The sequence below is a fragment of the Celeribacter baekdonensis genome, from assembly GCF_003047105.1.
Taxonomy (GTDB): Bacteria; Pseudomonadota; Alphaproteobacteria; order Rhodobacterales; family Rhodobacteraceae; genus Celeribacter; species Celeribacter baekdonensis_B.
The window spans coordinates 1,791,750-1,815,462 of record NZ_CP028475.1 but is presented as its reverse complement, the minus strand read 5'-3'; the positions used below and the strand labels follow the sequence as shown (position 1 = coordinate 1,815,462).

Here is a 23,713-nt window from a genome sequence, read left to right as displayed (position 1 = left end):
GTGTGATCTCTCACATGTGGTGCAAACAGCGTCCCGGCTCCTCGGGACAGGCATATGATTAGGCCTGAGTCCTTACCAAACCGTTCACGTGCCCTCAAATTGGCACAGGGCGTGGATGTCATAGCCTAAATTTTCCAAAACAGCCCGACCGCCCAACTCCGGCAGATCGACAATAAAGGCACAGCCAACGATTTCGCCGCCCAGACGTTCGACCAATTTGATCCCGGCCGCCGCCGTGCCCCCCGTCGCCAAAAGATCATCAACCACAAGAATTTTTTCCCCCGGTTGGATCGCGTCGTCATGAATTTCGACAACCGCTTCGCCGTATTCAAGTGTGTAGCCTTCGGAAATCACCCGCCCCGGCAGTTTGCCTTTTTTGCGGATCGGGACAAAGCCGATGGCGAGTTGGTGGGCAATCGCGCCGCCCAAAATAAACCCGCGTGCCTCTAACCCCACGACTTTATCAATCTGCATCCCGACATAGGGCGCAAGCATCTGATCAACCGCCAAACGCATCCCGCGCGGGTCGGCAAAGAGTGTGGTCACATCGCGAAACATGATCCCTTCATGTGGAAAATCGACGATGGTGCGGATGTAATCTTTGACGGTTTTCATAGAGATTCCTTTTGCTTACGCGCGTTTGAGCGTGGCGGTCAGCGCGCCCATGCCGATCAGGGCCACGCCGCCGGTCCGGGTCAAATTGCGCAATACACGCGGGCGTTGAATGCGCCCGCGCATCTTATTGGCCAAAAGCGCATAGGCCAGCGCATTGAGCGCAGCGAGCCCCACAAACGTGGTGATCAGGGCGGCAAATTGCGGCGCAAGGGCCGCTTCGGGGCGGATGAATTGCGGCACGAAGGCGATGAAAAAGCCGATGGATTTGGGGTTGAGTGCTGTGACCAGAGCGGCGTGACCAAACACATGTGTGGCGCTGACATGATCCATTTGGGTTACATCGCCAAGGCTGGCTTTGGGCGCGGAGCGCAGCATTTTGACGCCAAGATAAAGCAGATAGACCGCGCCAACCCATTTGAGTGCGACAAAGGCCGAGGCCGAGGCGGCGACCAGCGCGCCAAGTCCCAAAAGCGAGGCACTCATGGCAATCAAATCGCCCAAGGCGACGCCCAAAGCGGTGGCGACGGCGACCCGTTTGCCTTGGGTCAGCGCATAGGACAGCACCAAAAGGATGGTCGGGCCGGGAATGATCAGCAGCACGGTGGAGGCGGCAGCGAAAGCCAACCAAAGATCAAAACTCATGGATTATCCTTTCAAAACCCGACCCGCGACAGTCGAGAGTGCGTCGATGACCGCAGGATCACGTTTGTCCGGTGCGGTCATGATGGCAAATTCGAGCGCCCGGTCACACCCGTGTTCGCAGGGCGCATAGGCGCGTGCGGCGGCTTCGGACAGCAACGCGGGCAGGGCCGCGACAAGTGCTTTGGCGTGATGCGTGTTGGCCTTGAGCGTGGCGAAAATCGCGGTGATGTCGACCGCGCCGTGGTCCGGGTGCCAACTGTCATAATCGGTGACCATGGCGACGGACGCGTAGCAAATCTCGGCCTCTCGCGCGAGTTTCGCCTCGGGCATATTGGTCATGCCGATCACGTCACAGCCCCATTCGCGGTACATCTTGCTTTCGGCCATCGAGGAGAATTGCGGACCTTCCATGGCGAGGTAAGTGCCGCCTTTGTGGACGGCTACGCCCGTGGCGCGGGCTGCCTCATAGGCCAGCCCTGAGAGCCGTTCACACACCGGATGGGCGACCGACACATGGGCGACGCAACCGGTGCCAAAGAATGATTTTTCGCGCGCGAATGTCCGGTCAATGAATTGATCGACGATGACAAAATCGCCCGGTGCCATGTCTTCGCGAAAACTCCCCACGGCGGACACGGACACCAGATCGGTGACGCCCAGTTGTTTCATTGCATCAATATTGGCGCGGTAATTCACGGTCGAGGGCGAATGGACATGGCCGCGCCCGTGCCGGGGCAGAAAGGCCATTTTGACGCCCTCTAAGGTGCCGGTCAAAACCGCATCGGAGGGCGCGCCCCAAGGGGTGTCAATCTCTTGCCATGTGGCATTTTCCAACCCGTCGATTTCATAGACCCCCGAGCCGCCCATCACGCCAATTGTCCGTTGCATCCGTGTCTCCTTATCCGCGCTGTTGGCGCAAGTTTGCGGCGCAGCAACAGAGGGCGCAAGAGGCAATCATAGACACGAGCAGAGATTTAGGCACCTTGCCAAAACGGGGTCCGATCCGCTAAATGCCGGGCGTTCTGGAGGGCGGGGACAAAATGCGAATTGAGTTCGACAAGGGGCCTTTGGGCAGGGCCAGCCTGTTCCAGTCGCCAAAAGAGATTGTGTACGCTCGCCACCCTGACGAGGTTGCCGGGGCGTTTGCACGTTTGGAGGCGGCGCAGGCCGAGGGGCTGTGGCTTGCGGGCGCGTTTTCCTATGAGTTGGGCTATTGTTTTGAGCCGCATCTCTTGCCGCTTTTACCGCCCGATCGCGATGTGCCGCTTTTGGAGGTGGGGCTTTATGACGCGCCGATCGCCGCAGTGCCACGCACCGCTTTGAAAGAGGGCAGCACTGAAATGCGTCCGATTTGGGAGGTTTCGCGTTATGCCGAGGCCTTTGATACGGTGGCGCGTTATATTCGGGCCGGAGATGTGTACCAAACCAACCTGACCTTTCCGCTGCATCTGAGCACCGATCTGTCGCCGCGCGCCCTGTATGATCGTTTGGTCGCACATCAGCCCGTTGGTCATGGTGTGTTGATCGAACGGGCGGATGGATCGGCAGTGCTGTCGCGCTCGCCGGAACTGTTTTACGAGACCGACGGGGCAGGCGGTATCACCGTGCGGCCGATGAAAGGCACGGTGCCCCGTGGCGCGACGCCCGAGGCGGATGAGGCGGCCAAGCTCTGGCTTGCCGCGTCTGAGAAAAATCAGGCGGAAAACCTGATGATCGTCGATTTGCTACGCAATGACCTGTCGCGGATTTCCGAAGTTGGCTCGGTGAACGTGCCGGACCTCTTTGCGATTGAAACCTACACCACAGTGCATCAGATGACCTCGACCGTCACCGCACGGCTTTTGCCCGGGATCGGGCTGTCCGAACAATTTCGGGCGCTGTTTCCCTGTGGCTCCATCACTGGCGCGCCGAAAATCCGCGCGATGGAGATCATCCGTGAGTTGGAAGCCGGGCCGCGGGGGCATTATTGCGGTTCCATCGGCTGGGCGGCCCCGGACGGGCGGTCCTCTTTCAATGTTGCGATCCGCACATTGGAAATGGCGGGCGAAATGGAGGGCGGCATCGCACGGCTTCATGTCGGCGGCGGGGTTGTCTATGACAGCGATGCGCAGTCCGAATATGACGAGGCTCTGTTGAAATCCCGCTTTGCCGATTTGGAGCCTGAGGTATGAACGAGACCTTCCGCATCATCGAAACCTTTGGCTACGCTCCCGATCAGGGCATGATCCGTGGTGCCTTGCATCTGGCGCGGATGGCGCGCACGGCGTCGGAGCTTGATGTGGCCTTTGACCGGACACAGGCGGAACGTCTTCTGTCCGAGTTTCGCGCCGAAGGGCCACGCCGGATGCGGCTGACGTTGGACCGAGCCGGACAGATGGCGTTAGAGGATGCGCCGCTCGCCGCCGCAAAGCCGCTGTTTCGGGTCGCGGTGCATGACGCCCGACTTGATCCGCATGACCCATGGCTTCGGCGCAAAACGACCCATCGGGCGCTCTATGACAGGGCGCGTGCGGAGCTGCCGGAGGGGCTCGACGAATACCTCTTTTTCAACACGCGGGGCGAGCTCTGCGAGGGCACAATCACCAATGTTTTTGTCGATCTGGCGGGCGTGACCGTGACGCCGGCCTTGCCTGCTGGGCTGTTGCCGGGGGTGTTGCGCGCAGCCCTGTTGGCCGAGGGGCGCGTCGAAGAGGCGGTTCTCACGGAGAATGACCTGCGTCAAGTGGCCAAAATCTGGGTCGGCAATTCCCTGCGAGGTCTGATCGAGGCGAAATTGGTCGACTAAGTCGAAAAATCTGTTGCGAGCATGCCACTCAGAGGGGGCGGAAGGGCGGCTTCGGCCTTTGCGCTTGGGGGACAATCGCGTTATGAGGGCTCAAACGCACATTTCCTGACATTTGGGGGCCCCCCGTGATCCAATCCGCACTCGCGTCTTTCGCGAAGACCATGTCTATTTCAAATTCCGCCTCTTATCCGCTGACGCCGAAACAGATTAAAACCGATCTTTTGTCGGGGCTGACTGTGGCGTTGGCTTTGGTGCCCGAAGCGGTGGCCTTTGCCTTTGTGGCGGGGGTGAACCCGCTCGTGGGGCTTTACGCGGCGTTTATCATGGGCTTGGTCACAGCTTTGATCGGCGGGCGGCCGGGGATGATTTCCGGTGCGACCGGGGCGATTGCTGTGGTGCTGGTGTCCTTGGTGGCGCAGCACGGGGTTGAGTATTTGTTTGCGACCGTCGTGTTGATGGGACTGTTGCAGATTTTGGCGGGGATTTTCCGGCTTGGTAAATTCATTCGCCTTGTGCCCCATCCGGTGATGCTCGGGTTTGTGAACGGTCTGGCGATCGTGATTTTCCTTGCCCAGATGAGCCAATTCAAAGTGCCGGGTGCTGATGGCGGCCATGTGTGGATGCAGGGCATGCAGCTTATGATGATGCTGGGGCTGGTGGGTTTGACCATGGCTGTGGTGCATTTTTTGCCGAAAGTGACCAATATCATCCCCGCGCCCTTGGCCGGGATTTTGGTGACGGTGGCTGTGGTGTTGGCGTTTAACATCGACGTGCCGCGGGTCGGCGATTTGGCCACGATCAAAGGCGGTTTGCCGCAGTTCCACATCCCGCTGGTGCCGATGTTTGGCAGCATGGATCAGTTTGTCGACGTGATGAAAATCATCCTGCCCTATGCGTTGATCGCGGCGGCTGTGGGGCTGATCGAAAGCCTTTTGACGCTGAACCTTGTGGGCGAAATCAAAGGTGAACGTGGCGGCGTGTCACAAGAATGTATCGCGCAGGGCACGGCCAATGTGATCACCGGTTTCTTTGGCGGTATGGGCGGTTGTGCGATGATCGGTCAGTCGATGATCAACGTGAAATCCGGCGGGCGTACACGTTTGGCGGGGATCACGGCGGCGTTGTTTTTGTTGGCCTTTATCGTGGTCGCCAGTCCGTTGATCGAACAAATTCCATTGGCCGCACTGGTCGGTGTGATGTTCATGGTGGTGATCGGGACTTTTGCGTGGAACTCGTTCAAGGTCATGCGCAAAGTGCCCAAGACCGACGCTTTCGTCATCCTGTTGGTGACGGTTGTGACGGTCTATGAAGACCTCGCCGTGGCCGTGGTTGTGGGGGTGATCGTGTCAGCGCTGGCCTATGCTTGGCAAAACGCGTCGCGCATTCATGCCAAGACCTATGAGACGCCCGAGGGCGCGAAAGTCTATCAAATCCAAGGGCCGCTGTTCTTTGGCTCCGCCGAAGGCTTTGGCGAGATGTTTGATCCGGCGAGTGATCCGGCGACAGTGATCGTCGATTTCGCCGATAGCCGGGTGGCGGATCAATCCGCGCTCAACGCGATCGAAAGCCTTGCCGCGAAATATGAGGCGCTGGGCAAAGAAATCCAACTGCGCCACCTGTCGCGCGATTGCCATAACTTGCTGACCAACGCGGGGCATTTGATGGTCGATAGCGATGATGACCCGGATTATCAGATCGCCACAGATTACTCCGTGCGCACGGGCGTTTTGGGCGCTGGGCATTAAGCCGGGCAATCCCGCAGATTTTGAGATGAAAAAGGCCTCCGCGTTGGGAGGCCTTTTGGGTGGCGCGCGGGACTGTTAGCGATCGGGTTCAACCGTGTGCAGCACGATGTTGAACCCCTCATCTGGCGTGGGCGCGACAAAATATTTGGACATTTGCCAATACTGGGTTTCCGTCACCGAAAACGGATGATCGGTCTGGACGTTGCGCCGCCGCAGCCGGTCCAGACACAGCGCATCAGGGACATCGAGAACGTGAAGTTGATGCGCCGCCTCGGTTTGGTCCAAGAGGCTTCGCATCCACATGCGCGTTTCGACGGTATTGGCGGGAAAATCCAAAACCACCGACATGCCCGCATTCAACAACGCCACAATGTGAGGCCCCATGATCCCCCGGAGCTTGGACGCGCAGCGGACATAGTCTGCGACGGAGAGCATGACATCGGCATAAAGCGCGCTGAGCCATGTGTCTTCGGCAATCACGATGGTTGCGGGGTGAGCGCCAAGTTTGGTCGTCAATGTAGATTTGCCAGAGGCGATTTTTCCGCACATCAGGTGCAGAGTTGGGTCTGTTTGGAGCATGAGACTACCCTTGGTCAGTGCGATATTTCGGACAAGCCGCACAGTTGGTTTTAAGACAGGAATAACCCGGCCCGGCGGTTCAGGCCGGGATGGTAATTCGGTTTTGGCGCAAGGCGCTGACTGTCTTAAACGGGGGTTTCATATGGCCCAAATGCCATAAGGGCGCTCACATGTCTATGTTTGGTCCATCGCATTGTTCAACAGGGTCTGGAACCTGTTGCACCCAGACCGATTGAAACCACAATTCCGCAGGCGCCTGTGATTCCATAAAGGCAATGTCGTAGGCGTCGCGACCGACCGAGATGATCGCCATGTCATCGGCGTGGCACATGCCCGTCGCATCGACCAAGTGCCATGCCCCACCCAACCAAACCTCGGCGACGGCGTGGAAATCTTGGGGCGTGACAAAGGGGCTATAGGCGGCGACCATGCGGGCGGGAATTTGGGCGGCACGCACCATCGAACACATCAGATGGGCGTAGTCGCGGCACACGCCTTGGCGTCCGGCGAAGGTTTCCAACACATTGGTGTCGGTGTCGGAACTGCCGGGGACATAGGACAGGTTGGCTTCGATCCAATCGCGGATCGCGGCCACCTTTTGCCCCCCGAAAGCCCGCCAAAGCGTTTGCTCACAAAGCTGACGAATTTGTCCGACTGGCAATAGCGCGAGGGTCGCAGGTAGGGCACAACTTCGCTGGGCAACAGGTGCCATGGCGCGGCGTCAAGCCCGTCAAGGGCAATACGCGGGCGTGTGATGTCCAACAGCGCGCTGTAATTGAGCAACATTTCATAGCCCGGCACACGGGCAAAGACGCGCTGACCCACATCGGAATCCCCATTGATGCGGCTGATGTCGGCATCGCCAATCAACAGGCTTTCATAGGCGATCTCTTGGCCCGGGGCATGAGCCGCCTCAAGCGCCAAAAACACCGTGTTCGGGTTCGGAAAGCGGTAGGTCATTGCGACGTCTATTTGAATACGCATTCCGTGTCCTATGGGGGGCGGCGGCCGAAAGACAAAGCCGACATGGGGAGGAAGAAGCGGGCGGGGCAATGCCCCCTCTCTTTCTGCCGTATCTGGTCTTGGATCAGCTTTCAATGACAGTCAGAGGGCTGCGGCCTCGCCTTGCTACAAACCGCGCGATTTTCATAAAACGGTTGCGGTGAGGGGGCCGCGTGACCGTTTGCTAGGCTAATCGGGCAGCGTCTCACCGCGCGCCGTTACTGGTCGCTATAACCGGGGTGTTCGTCTTGCTGTGTGTGGCGGGCGAGGCGCGTTTCCCGGCCATGCCCTCAATCGTTCGGTCGGGTCAATTCAAACACTTCGGTCACCTCGGCATAGTCCCGATAACCAAGGCGCGAGAGCATTCGGGCTTTGACCACGTCAAACCGCCCATCCACCACGCAATCCGGGCGGATATGGATGGCGACGACTGTGCCAAAGACCACATAGTTGTCTTTGCCCTCGAGCTGCACGATCTGGGTCATTTTACATTCAAGTGCGGCAGGGGCGTCCTCAACCCGCGAACAGGCGATGTCGCGACAAGGCGCACGCAACGCGCCGGAATGGGTGAACTCGTCCTCATGAAACGCCAAGGCCTCAGACGAGGCATTCATCACCGAGATCTGCGCTGCACTCACCAGATTGACACAAAACTCCCCGGTCTCGCGGATGTTGCGGATGCTGTCTTTGCTGCCGACGGAGGCAAACATCACCTGCGGCGGGACATAGGCGACAGCGTTGAAAAATGAGTAGGGGGCAAGGTTCTCCACGCCCGTGGCTGAGCGCGACGAGATCCAGCCGATTGGGCGCGGCGACACGATGGCATTAAACGGATTATGTGGCAGGCCGTGGCCCTCGGTCGGTCGATAAAACATCTTGGCGCTGTCCTCTTCTTCGCGTTGCCCCTCATCTAGCGCCGTGTTAAAGCCTTTTCAATTCACTTGAGGCGCGGGTTCATGGAAAAGGCCCGCGACATCAGGCTGTTGCACGGCGTTTTTCGAAAGTCACTTGGGTGGATTTTCGTAAAACGCTTGAGCAGGATTTCGAGCCTAAATCCGAGCAGACTGAGTGGTCGCACAAAGAGACAGGGGCAAGGGCAGGCGTGTATCAGCTCGAAGTTGAAACTGCGGATGATTATTGGGAGGTCGAGAACCTCTACGACACGTGTTTTGCGCCTGGGCGCGAGCTGTTGTCCTCCTACCGATTGCGGGATGGCGTTGAAAAGGTTGCCGATCTGTGCCTCGTGGCGCGCGACCCCGATGGGGTCTTGGCCGCCGTCATCCGGTTTTGGCCGATCCGGGTGGGTGCGGGCGAAGATCGCGCTTTGTTGTTGGGCCCCGTGGCCGTTCACCCAACGCGCCAAGGCGAGGGGTTGGGGGGATTGTTGATCACCGAAGCCATGGCCGAGGCGGTCAAACTCGGCTGGGCACGGGTGCTTTTGGTCGGCGATGAGCCCTATTATGCCCGCTTTGGCTTTGAAAAACTCGACCATGTCGAAATGCCGCCGCCAACCAACCCGGACCGGGTATTGGGCGTGGCCTTGCGCCCCGGCGCGTGGGATACCGTGTCCGGTCTCGTGCATAAAGACGATTGAGCGCCGATTTGAAATGGGCTCGGGGGCTTGGCAAAGCTGGCCTGTCTCCCCACCTATCTTGCATGACACAAAAAACGCCCGCCCTGACTGACGGTGACAACGCCGTGTTGCAAGCCCCGACGCCTGAGGCCATTCGCATGCTTGCGCGTCGGCTCAAACGTGCCAACACGCCGGGGATGCAGCTTTTGAACCTTGTGGGCGGGACAGCGGACGGGCTGTTTGGCAAATTGCCAAAACCCGTGCGCGCGCATCTTGAAACGGCAACCCTTTCGGCGCTTGAACTGGCTTTTGATGGCGCGGCGCGCGGGCGGCGCACGCTCAAAGGCAACGCTTGGTTGTCGCGGGCTGTGACCTCCGGGTTGGGGGCGGCGGGGGGCGTGGGCGGTTTGCCAACGGCCTTGGCTGAATTGCCGGTGACGACGACCGTGTTGCTCCATGCCATTCAAAACGTGGCAGAAGAATACGGGTTTGACCCCGAGCGTGATGATATCCGCAAAGCCTGCATCCAAGTGTTTGCCGCCGCCGGGCCTTTGGAGGCTGATGATGGTGCTGACCTTGGGTTTTTGGTCACTCGCACGACCTTGACCGGGGCAACGTTGAACGGGATCATCGCCCGCGTTGCGCCACGCCTTTCGGTGGTGCTGGGGCAAAAACTTGCGGCACAAACCGTGCCGATTTTGGGCGCTGTGGCGGGGGCGGCGACGAATTACGCCTACACCGCTTATTATCAGGACATGGCCCATGTCAGCTTTGGCATGTTGCGCTTGGCCGAGGACAGCGATCAGAGTTTCGATCAGCTCAAGGCACTGTTGCGGGCCGAAATGAAAGCCTAACGCGTTTGGACTTTCACGTGCGCCTTAGCGCGCGAGGCGTGCGCCAAACCCAATCAAAACCACGCCCGTCACGCCTTTGAGCCAGCGTTGGACCCGCGCCCCGCGCGCGACCCGAGACAGTTTGGCAAATAGCATCACCATGCCGCCGAACCAGATGAGATTGATCATTGAGTGCAAAAAGACGAGCAGAAAGGCCGATCCAGCCGTGCCCGCGTCCTGCGGGATGAACTGAGGGAAGGCGGCGAGGTAGAACATCGACACTTTCGGGTTGAGTACATTGGTCAACAAGCCTTCCAGATAAGCGTTCAAGAGGTGCTTTTTGGGGGTCCCGCAGCTTGGTTCTGCGTCAGGGATTTTGCCGCGATAGGCCGCGATCAGGGCCTTTGCGCCAAGCCAGATCAGATAGGCCGCGCCCAACAGTTTGACGATGGAAAAGGCCAGGGCAGAGTGCACCAAGATCACCGAAATCCCAAGAATCGAGAGGGCGCCATGCAGGTAAAAGGCGGTGACAAACCCCGCAACATTGGCGAAACCGGCGGCGCGGCCTGACATCGGCACGGTTTTGGCGATCAAAACCCCATTTGGCCCCGGCGACATCACCAAAAGGCCGGCGATCAGGACAAAGGTGATCAACGTGTGGTCCAAATGCGCCCCCTAGGCAATAATTCCGCGTGTCGCGAGGTAGGCGATCATGTCGGCGCGGACCGATTGTGCGCCTCTGGCGGCGGCGTCGTCGATCACGGCGGTCACTTCATTCAAGTCCAACCGACGCAACACCGATTTGACCGGACCGATTGAGGCCGGGCGCATCGAGAGGGTGCGCACGCCCATGGCGGTCAGTGCAATGGCCTCAAGCGGGCGGCCTGCATCTTCGCCGCAAAAGGACACGGGCGTCCCAAAGCGATCACAGCGGGCAACGATTTGGCGGATGAAGCTGAGGAAGGAATAATTCAGCGTATCATAGCGGCGACGCACCCGTTCGTTTTCACGATCTGCGGCGAAAAAGAACTGTTTCAGGTCATTGCCGCCGATGGAAATAAAGTCGGTTTCCTCGAAAAACCGATCCGGGGCGAAGGCCAAGGATGGGGTTTCCAACATCGCGCCGACCTTGATGGCAGACGGCGGGACGTGACCGAGCTTCGCCTCGCTTTCAAGGACTTCCATCAAGATCGAGCGGGCATCGCGGAATTCTTCGAATTGAGCGACAAAGGGAAACATCACCGTCAACGGGCGGCCCGCTGCGGCGCGTGTCAGGGCCTGAAGCTGCATCCGCATGACGCCGCGTTTGTCCAAGCCCACCCGGATCGCACGCCATCCCATCGCCGGGTTCGGTTCGTCCTGCGGCTTCATATAGGGCAGCACCTTATCGGAGCCGATGTCGAGGGTGCGAAACACGACGGGCTTGCCGCGTGCGGCATCTATGACTTGTGCATAGATCGTTGCCAACTCGCCTCGGCGCGGGACTTTGTTGCGGATCAGAAATTGCAATTCGGTGCGAAACAGCCCCACGCCTTCGGCCCCGGAGGTGGCAAGCGACGGCAGATCGGCCATCAGCCCCGCGTTCATATGCATGGCGATGGTTTTGCCACAGGCGGTTTCAGCAGGCAGACCGACAAGACCGGCATAGCGTTTTTGTGCTTCGGCCTGCATTGCGATTTTGTCGCGAAAGGCAACACTTACGGTGTCGTCGGGTCGCAGATGCGCAATGCCTTGATCGCCATCGACCAGGATCGCATTGCCATTCAACGCCTCGGTGGTGATCCCTTCGGCATGGATCACCAAAGGGATCGCCCAAGCGCGCGCGACCACGGCGGCATGGGAGCCAACGGAGCCTTGTTCCAACACGATGCCTTTGAGCTTTTTGCCGTAATCCAACAGCTCGCCCGGACCGATGTTGCGGGCGACGAGGATCGGATTTTCGGGCATTTCCGCCCCGGTCTCTGATCCCTGTCCAGTCAGGATGCGCAACAGCCGGTTGGACAGATCGTCCAGATCGTGCAACCGTTCGCGCATATAGGGATCGGGGGCTGTGGCCAAACGACCGCGGGCGGTGGATTGTTCTTTTTCAACAGCGGCTTCGGCGGAGAGGCCACGGTCAATGTCCTCTTCCATCCGGCGCATCCAGCCGCGCGAATTGGCGAACATCCGGTAGGCCTCAAGCACCTCGCGCTGGTCCTTTTCCGCCGGTTCTACGGTGGCGAGCATCCCGTCCACAGAGAGGCGCAGCGTGTCGATCGCGGCTTTGAGACGGACTTTTTCGGCCTCGGGGTCGTCGGCCACCGGGTTGGTCACAACGACGCGCGGTTCGTGCAGATAAACATTGCCCTCGGCCACGCCCTCTTGGCCTGTCGCGCCTTTGAACATCGCCGGGTGTTGGTGCAGCGCGGCCATGCCGCCCTCTTCGGAAATGAAGGCGCCGAGTTCGGTCATCTCGGCCAAAACCATGGCGACCACTTCGAGCGCATAGATTTCATCGCCGGAAAACTCGCGCGCTTCCTTCGACTGAACCACCAACACGCCTAAGATTTCGCCCAGACGTTGGATCGGTAGACCCAGGAAAGAGGAATAAATTTCCTCGCCGGTTTCGGGCATGTAACGAAACCCGCGCTCAGAGGGGGCATCGGCGGTGTTGACGATACGGCGGGTGCGGGCGACACGACCGACAAGCCCCTCGCCGACACGCATCCGGGTTTTGTGAACGGCTTCGGCCTTGAGGCCTTCGGTGGCACAGAGTTCAAGCGTATCGGAATCGCGAAACAGGTAGATCGAACAGACTTCGGTATACATGCTGTCGGCGATCAGATGGGTGATGCGATCCAAGCGGGTTTGGCCGGCACTGCTTTCGGCCAGCGTGTCGCGCAGCCGACCAAGCAATTTCCGGCTTTCAGATTCCAGATGTTGGGGCATGTCCCGCCGTTCCCTTCGCGCCTGTTTTTGGCGTCTCATGTTTAGAGCACTGATGTGGCGGTTGCCCAGAGGAAATCAACCTTAAGAACGGCCGTAAGCAAAGAATTGCGCGGAAAAAGTGCAGAAAATTCTGTGCCTTGATGCTGCAAGTGCAGAAAAAAGAACCTCAGACTTGTGGCGCACTCTGTGACATGCCCCGCGATTTTATGGGCGGTTTTAGCTGCGGTTTTTGCCGATCCGACCCAGGTGGGTGATGTCAAACCCGTCAGGGGATTTTAGGCCATATCCCAGCAGGCGATCACATCCGGCATGGGCGAGCCAAAGCAGACCCAATGAGAGCAGGAGCGGCATGTTGAGGCTCAGGCCAAGGAATGCGAGACCCAAGCCGGTGCCGTAGAGATGCCAAAGATTATACGCCAGTGCGCCGAAGCGTGGTCCAAACGCATAGGCGGCGAACGACAGGTCCGGGGCGAAGAAGGCGAGAACGGTGATCCACCAAGACATCGGTGTGCCCATCACCAGGACAAACCCCACCCCGGTTAGAAACACCAAGCCCCCTTCGATGCGTTGCCAGATCATCATCGCGCGGCCCTTCTTTTCAATTCACGGCGACAGTTGTGCACCACAGACCAAAAGAAAACCCCCGCCGGTGAGGGCGGGGGGGATTTGACCGACCGATGGCGGTGCTTAGGCTTTGTCGAGCTCGAACGCGTCATGCAGCGCTTGAACTGCCAATTCGGTGTATTTGCGGTCGATCAGAACGGAGATTTTGATCTCTGAGGTGGCGATGACTTTGATGTTGACGCCTTCGTCCGAGAGCACTTTGAACATCTTGGCGGCCACACCCGATTGCGAGCGCATGCCGATGCCAACGAGAGAGATTTTCGCCACGCTGGTGTCGGAAATCAGCTCTTCGAAATTGAAATCCCCGCGCTCTTTGGCGGCGTCCAGCGCAGCTTTGGCGCGGTTCACCTGATCCACCGGGCAGGAGAAGGTCATATCGGTGCGACCCTCTTCGGAAATGTTTTGGATGATCATATCGACATTGACACCGCTTTCGGCCAAAGGCCCGAAAATGGCGGCGGCGATGCCCGGACGGTCGGCAACCGATACGAGGGTCATTTTGGCTTCTTCGCGGGAGGCGGCGACGCCGGCCACAGGTTTGTTTTCCACGATATCCTCCTCGGCACAGATCAACGTGCCAGCATTGGGGTCATATTCCTCGAATGAGGACAGCACACGCAGTTTGACGTTAAACCGCATCGCCAATTCGACAGAGCGAGTTTGCAATACTTTCGCACCCAGAGAGGCCAGTTCAAGCATCTCTTCAAAGGCGATTTTCTCGAGCTTGCGGGCTTTGCTCTCGATCCGGGGGTCGGTGGTATAGACACCGTCCACATCGGTGTAGATGTCGCAACGATCCGCCTCAAAAGCGGCGGCAAAGGCGACGGCGGTGGTGTCAGAGCCACCCCGACCCAGCGTGGTGATCCGGCCTTCATGCGAAATGCCTTGGAACCCGGCCACGACGGCCACTTTCATGCCTTCGCCGAATTTGGCCATGATATTGTCGGTCGGGATCTCTTCGATCCGCGCCGCGCCATGGGCGGAATTGGTTTTGAGCGGCACTTGCCAGCCCTGCCAAGAGCGCGCAGGCACGTCCATTTCTTGCAACGTCAACGCCATCAGGCCCGCCGTCACGTTCTCGCCCGACGAAACAATCGCATCATATTCACGCGCGTCATACATCGGCGAGGTTTCATTGACGAAACCGACGAGTTTGTTGGTTTCACCCGACATGGCCGAGACGATGACGATCACGTCATAGCCATTGGCAACCTCACGCCCCACGCGCTTTGCGGCGCGGCGGATGCGGTCAAGCGTGGCGACGGATGTTCCGCCGAATTTCATCACGAGAATTGGCATGATGTGCCCCGTTCCCCCGTTAAATTTAACCACGTCGTCCTAAGAGACCTTGGGCGAAAGCGCAAGAGCGGCGATTGGTGGTAGGTGAGTATTTTTGCAGCAATGAAGCCACGATTGCCCCATCAATAGGCGTGGGGGTGCCCGTCCCAAGTCTCAAAACAGCCCGTGGTTGCAAGCGACAGCGCCGCAAACCGATCCGAGAGGCCTTTGGCGGAGTGTTCTGGCGTGATTTCGGCGCTCGTGCCGCCCATATCGGTTTGGACCCAGCCGGGGTGATAAATGCCGACCGCGATGCGCTCAGATCTGAGATCGGTGGCCAGGTTGCGTCCAAGGTTCAACGCCGCGGCTTTGGTGGCGCGGTAGATATACGAACCGCCGGGCGCACGGTTGTGTGAGGCCATTTGCGAGGAGAGGATGGCGATCTTGCCGCCGGTGTCGCCGCCGCGCTTTAAAGCGGGCAGCAGCGCCTGAACCGTCAAAAACACGCCGGTGACATTGACGGCAAATTCTGTCGCCCACATCTCGCTTGGGTAGCCGTTGGCAAGCGACTGACCTTTGTCCAAATACAGCCCGGCGTTGCAGACCAAGAGGTCGAGGGAGCGGCCCGACAGGGTCTTTGCCAAGGCAGCCGGAGCATGTGGGTCCAACAGGTCGAGCGGGAGCAATCCATTGCCGCCCTTGGTGGAGGTGCCGATGACCTCATAGCCACGTGCCGTCAGCTCGCGCGCCATGGCGGCACCGATGCCACGCGAGGCACCGGTGATCAGAGCGGTTGGGGCGTTGGGTGTCATGTCAGTTCATCTTGCGTTTGGGCAGGAAAGGCAGGGGCAGAACCGGGACGCCATCTTCGAGCAACGCTTTGGCCTCTTCAAAGTTTGCCTCGCCGTAAATCGCGCGGGCCGGGGCGTCGCCGGTATGAATTTTACGGGCCTCATCGGCAAATTCGACACCAACGTAATCGGAGTTTTGCTCCACTTCAGCGCGCAGTTTCGCCATGGCACGTTCGATTTGCTCAGGTGTTGGTTGATCCGGCGCGAGGGGGGCGGCCTGTGGTGTCGGTTGGACCGGGGCGGTTGCGGGCGGTTCAGAGGGGGCGGTTCCTGTGGCACGCGTCGTGCTCACCGTTGGGGCCATCATTGCCTTTGTGACCTTCTGCGAGCCACAAAGCGGACAGCTCACCTGCGCCTGCGTGCAGAGCGTGTCAAAGGCGTCAGCCGAACGAAACCAACTTTCGAACTGATGGTCTTGGTCGCATTTAAGCATGTATCGGATCATGGCGGGGCGATCATAGGGGAAGGGCAGGATTCAAACATATCGCCCAGCACAGGGCTTGGCAATCATGTGGGGCATTGCGCCGAAAACTCAAGGCACGGATGGCTCAGACATCAGAGGCGATAGTGACGCGGATCGAAATGGCGAATGATTTGGGCCAGTTCCGGGTCATCAACCATCCCCACAGCCTTTTTGAGGGTCACCCATTTGCGCTTGCGCTGATCGGCTTCGGGATATTTGTCAAACACCCAGCGCGCTTTGAGCGGAAAGACGGCAACGACACAGGGCATCGGCGGTTGACCATCGCGCGGGTATTTCAGGTAGGAATAGAGGCCAATGCAGATCGGCGCAGGGCGACCTTTGATGCCCGCCTCTTCCCAAGCTTCGGTGGCGGCGGCTTGCACGGGGGTTTGGCCATCCATCGGCCAGCCTTTGGGGATGATCCAGCGCTTGCGACGGCGCGATTTGATCAACAGAACCTGAAGTTTGTCTTTGCGATAGCGCCACACCAACGCCCCAAACTGGGTGCGCACGCTGTCTTTGGTACTGCGCCCGAGTTTGACCGGATGCTGTCTGGCTCTGATCATTGACATAGGTCCGTGGTTCTCCTGCCCCTTGCTGAGTGCAACAGACCCTCCCAAGCCCAATCACGCCCCAGCATAGACGAGCAGTACTAAAGGCACATGACACTCGGAAAGAAAAATCGTCTCTCAAGAATATGAGCTGCAAAAATCGCTTATGACAATGCTTTTAATTTGGGCACATCGGCCAAAGTGGCCCAAAATGCCTCTTGTTGTGCTGCGGCCCCACGCAACGGTGCAAGCGCGGCATGGGCGGCCTCTGCCATGGCTGTGGCGCGGGCCGGCTCATTCATCAAGCTCCGCATGGCCTCGGCCAAAGAGGCCGCATCGGTGATTTCAATTGCAGCCCCCGCCGCATCCAATGCGCGGTAGGCGGTCAGGTGGTTTGAGACAGAGGGGCCATGCAGGATGGCAGTGCCGCATTGTGCCGGTTCAAACGGGGTGTGACCGCCGAGATTGACCAAAGATCCGCCGATGAAACTGATGCCAGAGAGCCCGTACCACAGCGGCATTTCGCCCAAACTATCCGCCAGATAGACCGATGCATCGCCAAGGGCATCGCCTTTGGACCGGCGGACATAGGTAAACCCGGTGCGGCTCAATTCGGTTGCGATACTGTCAGCGCGGGCCGGATGACGCGGCGCTAAAATCAGCCGCGCCTGCGGGTGGGTTTGGCGCAGGTGATGAAAGGCCTCAAGCACGGTGCGCTCTTCGCCCGGATGGGTCGAGGCAGCCAAAATCGTGGTGGCGCGGTCAAACTGCGCCGCGATGGGGTCGGCGTTTTTCAGCGGCGCGATGTCAATGTCGACGGTGCTTTTGAGGTTCATTTTCGGCAAAAGGGCGGCGGGCGGCAGGCCCAGTTGCAACAGCCGCTGTTCTGAGGCGGTGTCTTGGGCGGCAAGGCGGGTGATGGCGGCGATGGTAGGGCGGATGATGCCGCCAAAAATAGGTGCCATTTTTTCCCAGCGCTGGGCCGAGCGGTCCGACATCCGCGCGCCCGCAACAATCACCGGGATGGCGTTTTGCGCCAAAAGGGCAAAGCGATTGGGCCAAATTTCGTTTTCGATCGACACAAGGGCTGCGGGCGTCGTGGCGGTGATAAAGCGGCGCAACACCGGGCGCAGATCGAAAGGGGCGAGCCGCACGCTGACGCGCGGCAAAGCCCAGCCCCGGACCATTTTACGTGCTGTGACCGTGTTGGTCGTGACCAAAATCTCAAGGTCGGGGCTGCGGCGCAGGGCCTCTTCGATCAGGGCGCGCGCGCCGGTGAGTTCGCCATTCGAAGCCCCGTGGACCCATAGTTTTGGTGCACAAGAAACAGGATGCGCGGTCAGTCCGGCCCCAAAGCGCTCCGCCAAATCCGACAGGCGTTCGCGGCCACGCAGCACTTGGCGCAGCATCAAAAGTGCGAAAATCGGGCTGAGCACACTCAGAAGAAGGCGATAGATTAGCAAAAAGCCCCCGTTTGCGTTGGGAATGGGTCGATCCGTTTGGGTCATCTCGGCTTACGCGGGGGGCGCAGAGTTGGCAAGCGCGTTGGCGCAAGGTGCCCGTTACAGCAGCGCCCCACCACGGCGCGGGGGGCGTTTTACGAGGTTTTGGGGGTGTGGGGGCATGAGGGAAGGTTTTGAGACGGGGTCTCAGGGCCGTTGGCACCGAAATGTGATTGGGGGCGGACGTGGGCGCGCATCAAGAAAACCTGCATCAACGACAGGCCGATCCGGTCAACAATCTCGGACAGATGTGTGTCACCTTGTTGCTCATATTGCGCGCAGACATCAAGCAGGCGTGAAATCGTATTCGCTTCGCTTTCGCTCAGGAGCGCAGGCTTGCCTTCTGCGCAATAATAGGGTGCCCCCGCTGCATTTGACGCCGCGCGATTGTGGTCAATGCCTGTGAAGCTAAGTCGCAACGCGCAGGAGGTCGATTGAATCACCGTGCGGCGTTTTAGAGGGGGTCGGGGCGGTTTCATAGCAGATCTCGTACTCAAACAGATGCGCCACCTGAATGGGGCGGCGTCGATACAATGGACTTTATAAAGAGGTGGGTCAGTTTTTAAGGAAGGCAAGCACATGTGCGCGCAATTGATGGTCACGCGCGGCAAGAAACGCAAAGGCTGAGGCTTGGGGGGTGTAGCGCAAGAGATCTATCGTGCCATCCTCTGACGCTTGGTAAACCAGTAATGCAGAGGCGCTGCCCTCTGGTAACATTCTTCGGATGCGCATTGCGCCGCGCACAATCGCGTCTTGGGTTTGGGAGCACTCGACGACAATCAGCTTATAGTGTTTCGCCTGAAGAGCCTGTTCTGCGGCATCAAAGCTGGCCACAGTTGTGGCGCGCATGTCCGCGAGGGTCTCAGCGGCGAGGCTTGCGGAGGGATCTGTCAAGGTGACGATCAGAAGTCCGGCGCGTTGTACGCCGTAGTCCTCAGACCTGCGATCCGTTGCGTCGCTGTGGTGTGGCATATTTTGACATCCGCCCGGCGCTGCACTGTTCAGCACAGCATGATACATCCGCGGATCTAAAGGCCGCGGGGTCGGGGGGGCACTGTGTTGGGCAGGGCCAGCTTTGGGCCAGTCAAGCCGCCGAGCACCCGAAGCAGTCTGTCTTTGACGCGAGAAAGGGTGTGGGGCAAAGCAATGGTGGGCACTATGGGAACTCCTTGGTCGACGCGCTTATGACGCGCGACAATCGCGAGAGTTAGAAACAACTGGTTTCATCCGATCATGCCGGTGGGGCGTGGCCACGGGCTTTCCAAAGCGCTTGCGTAACATCGCGTAACTGACGCGACGTCAGTTTTGTCTCCCAGAATGCAAATCCATCAGCTTTGCGCCAGTTTTTCAGAGATATTCCGCTTTCTACACATATGAAACATGTTACATTGTTGCGAAATGAAAATTGGGATCACCGGGGCCATCGCGATGTCCGAGACTGGGCACACACACGACCTTTTGAAACGTGAAGTGGGTGCGTTACTTGAGAGCGCACAGTTCGCGCGTTCAAAAGTCAACCGTGCGTTGCTGAGTTTTCTGGCCGAAAGAATGGTCGAAGGACGCGCAGAGCAGATCAACGAATATGTCGTTGCGCATGACTTACTGGGGCGGGGCGATGATTTTGATCCTGCCATTGATCCGATTGTGCGGGTCCGAATGCGACGGCTGCGCGAGGCGATCACAACCTTTTACGATGACAATCCCCGCCGCTTGACCCAAATCAGCCTACCGCGTGGCAGCTATGTTTTGGCGCTCAAATCTGATGGCGAGACACCACAGGCCGCTGCTTTGAGTGCGACGGAGCCTGAGCGGCCTTTGGATCATACCGCGGAAGATGCGCCAGATGGTGATGATCCTCAAGCACAAGCGCCTGTCCCACCCGCGCCTGCTGCGCCAAGATCGGCGCGCTGGGGGGCTATGCGCGCTGTTTCGGTATTGGTCCTCCTTGTTGCCGTTGGGTTTGGGGCGTTCTGGGCATGGCAGAGGGTTTATCTGCGCCCGGAGCCTGTTGACACAGCGCGGATCGCTTTTGAAAGCTACCCCGTCATAGCCATCGCACCGTTCTCTAACCTGACGGGCAATCCGGCCAATACAGCCGTGGCCAAAGCGTTCCAACGCCAGATCGCTGGAGATTTTCAACGCTTTGGGCGGGCCAGGATTTGGGTTTTATCGGCGGATGAATATAGTGAAATGGAGGGGTCGGATTTCGTGCTGCGAGGCAATATTCTTGATCTGAAAGGGTCGGTGGATGTTGCGGTTGAATTGTCGGATTCGAAGACGCGACGCAGCTATGTCGACACACGCATCACGCGCTATCTTGAAGGTCGGAGCGTATCAGATGCGCTACATGAAATTTCGTTGCAAATCAGCGGAGGCTTGGGGGCGCAAGGCGGGGTGATCAGCCGTGTGAGCCTTGAGCACATGGATCAAAACCTGAATTCAGACAATGACGATCAACTTGATATCTACCGGTGTGTGACCCTGACAGATCGGTTTTTAATCTCCTATTCTATTGAACAGTTTGAAAAGGCCTATCAGTGTTTCGAAGAGTTAACCGTGGAGCTCGAAACGGACCCTGCGGGGGCGGCATCTTGGGGGACATTGCTTTTACATGCTGTGCCTGAATTTGCGTATATGGACACGGATCAGTTGCCTGAGCGAATGCGGTCCACGTCAGAGGACGTCACAGCCTATGCCAACGATGTGGCAGATCTATTTCCTAATTCTGACATGGCCTTTATCCTTTTTTCTGCGGTGAACAACGCCAAAGGCAATGTCGATTTGGCCATTCAGAACGCGCAGCACGCGGTGGCGCTCAATCCGGCCAATCCGACATCCTACGCGGTTTTGGCCTATAGTTATATGGCTGCGGATTTGTATCAAGAAGCACGTGCCGCAGCGCAGACCGCCATTCACATGAGCTTTGAACCAGCGCCCTACATGTACCTGCCGCTTTTGGTGGCCGGGTTGGTTCAAGAAAACGCCCGTTTGGTGGATGAGGCGCGCCAAAATATGGCGGGTAAAGACGGTCGGACCTATGATTTTTTGCTTTTGGCGGCCGCAGCGATGATCGGAGATCAGGCGACAGTGGACGCGCTTTTGGCACAGACAGAGCCCTCTGATGACCCTTTGGCGTTGGTGCGCCCCTTTGTGCAAGGCCAGATTGGGCTGGGCGTTTTGGAGCGGTATTTGGAGAGCGTCGGAGTGAATGTGCCCGACGCGCCTTGTCTTGACTCCGTCTCGGGCAATGTCTCACGCGGGCTTGAGGGGTGTCCGCGGTAACGGGGCGCGCCGCAAACTCTGAGGCGCGCCCTGTCATTTGGCCCGTCTACTGCGCCACGCAATCGGCAAAGTAATGCGACACGCCATCGGGGCCGATCTCATGCACCAAGCCATGAATGTCGGTTTCAAACCCCGGACATTCGCGCGCGAATTCGCGGTTAAATTTCAGGTAATCGACGATCTTTTTGTTGAACACTTCGCCCGGAACCAAAAGCGGAATACCCGGCGGGTAGGGCGTGACCAAACTGGTGGTGATGCGGCCTTCGAGATCGTCAATCGGCACCCGCTGCGTGGTGCGTTGGGCGATATGGGCGAAGGCATCCGAAGGCGTCATCGCCGGGGTGTGGTCGCTCAGATAGATGTCGGTTGACAGGATCGCTACGTCATATTTGGCGTACAGCGCATGAACGTGCTGACACAGATCGCGCAGCCCCATTTGTTCATAGCGCGGATGTTTGGCACAAAATTCCGGCATGGTTCGCCACAGCGGTTGGTTGCGGTCGTAGTCGTCTTTGAACTGTTGCAACGCTGCAAGCAGGGTGTTCCAGCGGCCTTTGGTGATGCCGATGGTGAACAGGATGAAAAAGCTGTAAAGCCCGGTTTTCTCAACAACCACCCCATGTTCGGCCAAGTATTTGGACACGATAGAGGCCGGAATCCCGGTGTCCTCAAACCGTCCGTCCAAATTCAGGCCGGGGGTGATCAATGTGGCTTTGATCGGGTCGAGCATGTTGAACCCCGGCGCCATGTCGCCAAAGCCGTGCCATGCATCTTCGCCGTCAGAGGGCTGGACGCCATCCGCATCGGTTTTCTTGAGCACCCAGTCTTTCGTCGCGGCCATGCCTTCGTCCTCAAGCTTTTCCGGGCCCCAGACCTCAAACCACCATTCGCCTTCGCCGAATTCATCATCCACCTTGCGCATGGCACGGCGGAAATCGAGCGCTTCCATGATGCTTTCTTCTACCAAAGCGGTGCCGCCCGGAGGTTCCATCATTGCCGCCGCCACATCGCAGGACGCGATGATCGAATATTGCGGGCTGGTCGAAGTGTGCATCAAATAGGCTTCGTTAAACAGGTGCCGATCCAGTTTGGTATCACGCGAGTCCTGCACCAAAACCTGACTGGCCTGCGAAATACCCGCCAGCAATTTGTGAATGGATTGCGTGGCATAGGTCACGGAATGCTGGTTGCGGTCGCGTTTGCGGCCCATCGCGTGATAGGTGCTGTAGAACGGGTGAAAGGCGGCGTGCGGCAGCCAGGCCTCATCGAAATGCAGGTTCTCGACATAGCCATCGAGCAGGTCTTTTATGGTCTCGGTATTGTACAACACGCCATCATAGGTCGACTGGGTCAGCGTCATGATCCGCGGTTTGACCGCATCGGCATCGACGCCCGCAAGCAACGGGTTGGCGCGGATTTTGGCCTTGATCGCCTCGGGTTCGAATTCGGATTGCGGGATCGGGCCGATGATGCCGTAGTGGTTGCGCGTGGGTTTCAAAAACACCGGAATGGCACCGGTCATGATGATCGAATGCAGGATGGATTTGTGGCAGTTGCGATCCACCACCACCACATCGCCGGGGGCCACGGTGTGATGCCAGACCATTTTATTCGAGGTCGAGGTGCCGTTGGTGACGAAAAAGCAATGATCGGCGTTGAAAATCCGCGCGGCGTTGCGTTCAGAGGCACCAATCGCCCCGTTGTGATCTAAAAGCTGTCCCAACTCCTCAACCGCGTTGCACACATCGGCGCGCAGCATGTTTTCGCCGTAAAACTGGTGATACATCTGGCCGATCGGGGATTTCAAAAACGCCACGCCGCCGGAATGGCCGGGGCAATGCCATGAGTAAGAGCCATCCTCGGCATAGTCCAACAGGGCTTTGAAAAACGGCGGCTGGATGCCTTCGAGATATTGTTTCGCCTCACGGATGATGTGGCGGGCAACAAATTCCGGCGTGTCTTCAAAGGCGTGAATGAACCCGTGCAATTCGCGCAGAATGTCGTTGGGCAAGTGGCGCGAGGTTTTGGTCTCGCCGTAGACGTAAATCGGCACATCGGCGTTTTTCCACCGCACTTCCTCAATGAAATTGCGCAGGTTCAACACCGCCGGATCAAGGTCGGGGCCGGGGCTGAACTCTTCGTCGTCAATCGACAAAAGAAACGCACTGGCGCGCGATTGTTGTTGGGCAAATTGTGACAGATCGCCATAGCTGGTGACGCCTAAGACCTCAAATCCCTCGCTTTCAATCGCGGTCGCCAAGGCGCGAATGCCAAGGCCAGAGGTGTTTTCGGATCGAAAGTCCTCATCAATGATAACGATGGGGAATCTAAATTTCATGACATTCTCCTATCGGGGCATTCGGTGATGTTTTGATCAAACGAATAGGGGATTGCCCCAGATTTCTGTGCGCTGTTGCGTTGGACTATGGTGTGATTTGCACGGCTATGTCCAGACGCCGT

Annotated in this window: 21 protein-coding genes and 1 pseudogene; 6 read left to right on the top strand and 16 right to left on the bottom strand. The window is 58.5% G+C overall.

Annotation, left to right across the window (positions count from 1 at the left end):
- Positions 1 to 84: 84 nt before the first annotated feature.
- Genes DA792_RS12435 through DA792_RS12425 form a run of 3 tightly spaced genes read right to left on the bottom strand, consistent with a single transcriptional unit; the run spans position 85 to position 2,145 of the window.
- Entirely contained in the window at positions 85 to 615 is a 531-nt protein-coding gene (locus tag DA792_RS12435) for an adenine phosphoribosyltransferase (RefSeq protein ID WP_417266944.1), read from the bottom strand.
- A gap of 15 nt (positions 616 to 630) precedes the next feature.
- On the bottom strand, positions 631 to 1,257 hold the full coding sequence (locus tag DA792_RS12430; RefSeq protein ID WP_107720208.1) for a LysE family translocator: 627 nt from the start codon (positions 1,255 to 1,257) through the stop codon (positions 631 to 633).
- 3 nt (positions 1,258 to 1,260) lie between these two features.
- Entirely contained in the window at positions 1,261 to 2,145 is an 885-nt protein-coding gene (locus DA792_RS12425; RefSeq protein WP_107720207.1) for an S-methyl-5'-thioadenosine phosphorylase, read from the bottom strand.
- A 152-nt stretch (positions 2,146 to 2,297) separates the two neighbouring features.
- Here DA792_RS12425 and DA792_RS12420 point away from each other — a divergent pair, with 152 nt between their 5' ends.
- The 3 genes from DA792_RS12420 (at position 2,298) to DA792_RS12410 (ending at position 5,787) form a co-directional block, all read left to right on the top strand.
- Entirely contained in the window at positions 2,298 to 3,428 is a 1,131-nt protein-coding gene (locus DA792_RS12420; RefSeq protein WP_107722690.1) for an aminodeoxychorismate synthase component I, read from the top strand.
- Complete coding sequence (locus tag DA792_RS12415) at positions 3,425 to 4,042, top strand: aminotransferase class IV family protein (protein WP_107720206.1); 618 nt, start codon at positions 3,425 to 3,427, stop codon at positions 4,040 to 4,042. The genes DA792_RS12420 and DA792_RS12415 overlap by 4 nt, the downstream gene beginning before the upstream one ends.
- 161 nt (positions 4,043 to 4,203) lie before the next feature.
- Entirely contained in the window at positions 4,204 to 5,787 is a 1,584-nt protein-coding gene (locus tag DA792_RS12410) for a SulP family inorganic anion transporter (RefSeq protein WP_217621094.1), read from the top strand.
- A 75-nt stretch (positions 5,788 to 5,862) separates the two neighbouring features.
- On the opposite strand, the gene DA792_RS12405 is transcribed toward DA792_RS12410, so the two are convergent.
- The 3 genes and pseudogenes from DA792_RS12405 to DA792_RS12395 all read right to left on the bottom strand — a co-directional run bounded on the left by DA792_RS12405 (position 5,863) and on the right by DA792_RS12395 (position 8,243).
- Complete coding sequence (locus DA792_RS12405; protein WP_107720204.1) at positions 5,863 to 6,366, bottom strand: AAA family ATPase; 504 nt, start codon at positions 6,364 to 6,366, stop codon at positions 5,863 to 5,865.
- A gap of 166 nt (positions 6,367 to 6,532) precedes the next feature.
- Positions 6,533 to 7,350, bottom strand: a pseudogene (locus DA792_RS12400) (transglutaminase-like domain-containing protein).
- A 308-nt stretch (positions 7,351 to 7,658) separates the two neighbouring features.
- On the bottom strand, positions 7,659 to 8,243 hold the full coding sequence (locus DA792_RS12395) for a flavin reductase family protein (protein WP_107720203.1): 585 nt from the start codon (positions 8,241 to 8,243) through the stop codon (positions 7,659 to 7,661).
- Between the two features lie 227 nt (positions 8,244 to 8,470).
- Here DA792_RS12395 and DA792_RS12390 point away from each other — a divergent pair, with 227 nt between their 5' ends.
- Entirely contained in the window at positions 8,471 to 8,962 is a 492-nt protein-coding gene (locus DA792_RS12390; protein ID WP_107720202.1) for a GNAT family N-acetyltransferase, read from the top strand.
- A 62-nt stretch (positions 8,963 to 9,024) separates the two neighbouring features.
- Positions 9,025 to 9,795, top strand: a complete 771-nt coding sequence (locus tag DA792_RS12385) for an EcsC family protein (protein WP_199908058.1) — start codon at positions 9,025 to 9,027, stop codon at positions 9,793 to 9,795.
- Between the two features lie 24 nt (positions 9,796 to 9,819).
- On the opposite strand, the gene DA792_RS12380 is transcribed toward DA792_RS12385, so the two are convergent.
- The 9 genes from DA792_RS12380 to DA792_RS12335 all read right to left on the bottom strand — a co-directional run bounded on the left by DA792_RS12380 (position 9,820) and on the right by DA792_RS12335 (position 18,943).
- Positions 9,820 to 10,440, bottom strand: a complete 621-nt coding sequence (locus tag DA792_RS12380) for a LysE family translocator (protein WP_107720201.1) — start codon at positions 10,438 to 10,440, stop codon at positions 9,820 to 9,822.
- Positions 10,441 to 10,449: 9 nt separating this feature from the next.
- Positions 10,450 to 12,702 carry a phosphoenolpyruvate--protein phosphotransferase gene (gene ptsP, locus DA792_RS12375; RefSeq protein WP_107720200.1) on the bottom strand — a complete coding sequence of 751 codons (2,253 nt, stop codon included), beginning with the start codon at positions 12,700 to 12,702 and terminating at the stop codon, positions 10,450 to 10,452.
- A 216-nt stretch (positions 12,703 to 12,918) separates the two neighbouring features.
- Positions 12,919 to 13,284 carry a DUF4260 domain-containing protein gene (locus DA792_RS12370; protein ID WP_107720199.1) on the bottom strand — a complete coding sequence of 122 codons (366 nt, stop codon included), beginning with the start codon at positions 13,282 to 13,284 and terminating at the stop codon, positions 12,919 to 12,921.
- Between the two features lie 105 nt (positions 13,285 to 13,389).
- The gene (locus tag DA792_RS12365) at positions 13,390 to 14,625 is read right to left on the bottom strand and encodes an aspartate kinase (RefSeq protein WP_107720198.1); all 1,236 of its coding nucleotides are present in this window, start codon (positions 14,623 to 14,625) and stop codon (positions 13,390 to 13,392) included.
- Positions 14,626 to 14,747: 122 nt separating this feature from the next.
- Positions 14,748 to 15,416, bottom strand: coding sequence for an SDR family NAD(P)-dependent oxidoreductase (locus DA792_RS12360; RefSeq protein ID WP_107720197.1), 669 nt, complete (start codon positions 15,414 to 15,416; stop codon positions 14,748 to 14,750).
- A gap of 1 nt (position 15,417) precedes the next feature.
- Positions 15,418 to 15,900 carry a DUF1178 family protein gene (locus tag DA792_RS12355; RefSeq protein ID WP_107720196.1) on the bottom strand — a complete coding sequence of 161 codons (483 nt, stop codon included), beginning with the start codon at positions 15,898 to 15,900 and terminating at the stop codon, positions 15,418 to 15,420.
- Positions 15,901 to 16,010: 110 nt separating this feature from the next.
- Positions 16,011 to 16,484 (bottom strand): NUDIX hydrolase, encoded by a 474-nt coding sequence (locus DA792_RS12350; protein WP_368074471.1) that lies wholly within the window; start codon positions 16,482 to 16,484, stop codon positions 16,011 to 16,013.
- Between the two features lie 149 nt (positions 16,485 to 16,633).
- Positions 16,634 to 17,932, bottom strand: a complete 1,299-nt coding sequence (locus DA792_RS12345; protein ID WP_159075262.1) for a 3-deoxy-D-manno-octulosonic acid transferase — start codon at positions 17,930 to 17,932, stop codon at positions 16,634 to 16,636.
- Positions 17,933 to 18,526: 594 nt separating this feature from the next.
- A complete protein-coding gene (locus DA792_RS12335; RefSeq protein WP_159075261.1) occupies positions 18,527 to 18,943 on the bottom strand; it encodes a hypothetical protein in 417 nt (138 codons plus the stop codon).
- Positions 18,944 to 19,369: 426 nt separating this feature from the next.
- Here DA792_RS12335 and DA792_RS12330 point away from each other — a divergent pair, with 426 nt between their 5' ends.
- Positions 19,370 to 21,253, top strand: coding sequence for a hypothetical protein (locus DA792_RS12330; RefSeq protein WP_107720191.1), 1,884 nt, complete (start codon positions 19,370 to 19,372; stop codon positions 21,251 to 21,253).
- Between the two features lie 46 nt (positions 21,254 to 21,299).
- On the opposite strand, the gene DA792_RS12325 is transcribed toward DA792_RS12330, so the two are convergent.
- Positions 21,300 to 23,591: an arginine/lysine/ornithine decarboxylase gene (locus tag DA792_RS12325; RefSeq protein WP_107720190.1), complete on the bottom strand. Its 2,292-nt coding sequence runs from the start codon at positions 23,589 to 23,591 to the stop codon at positions 21,300 to 21,302.
- Positions 23,592 to 23,713: the final 122 nt, after the last annotated feature.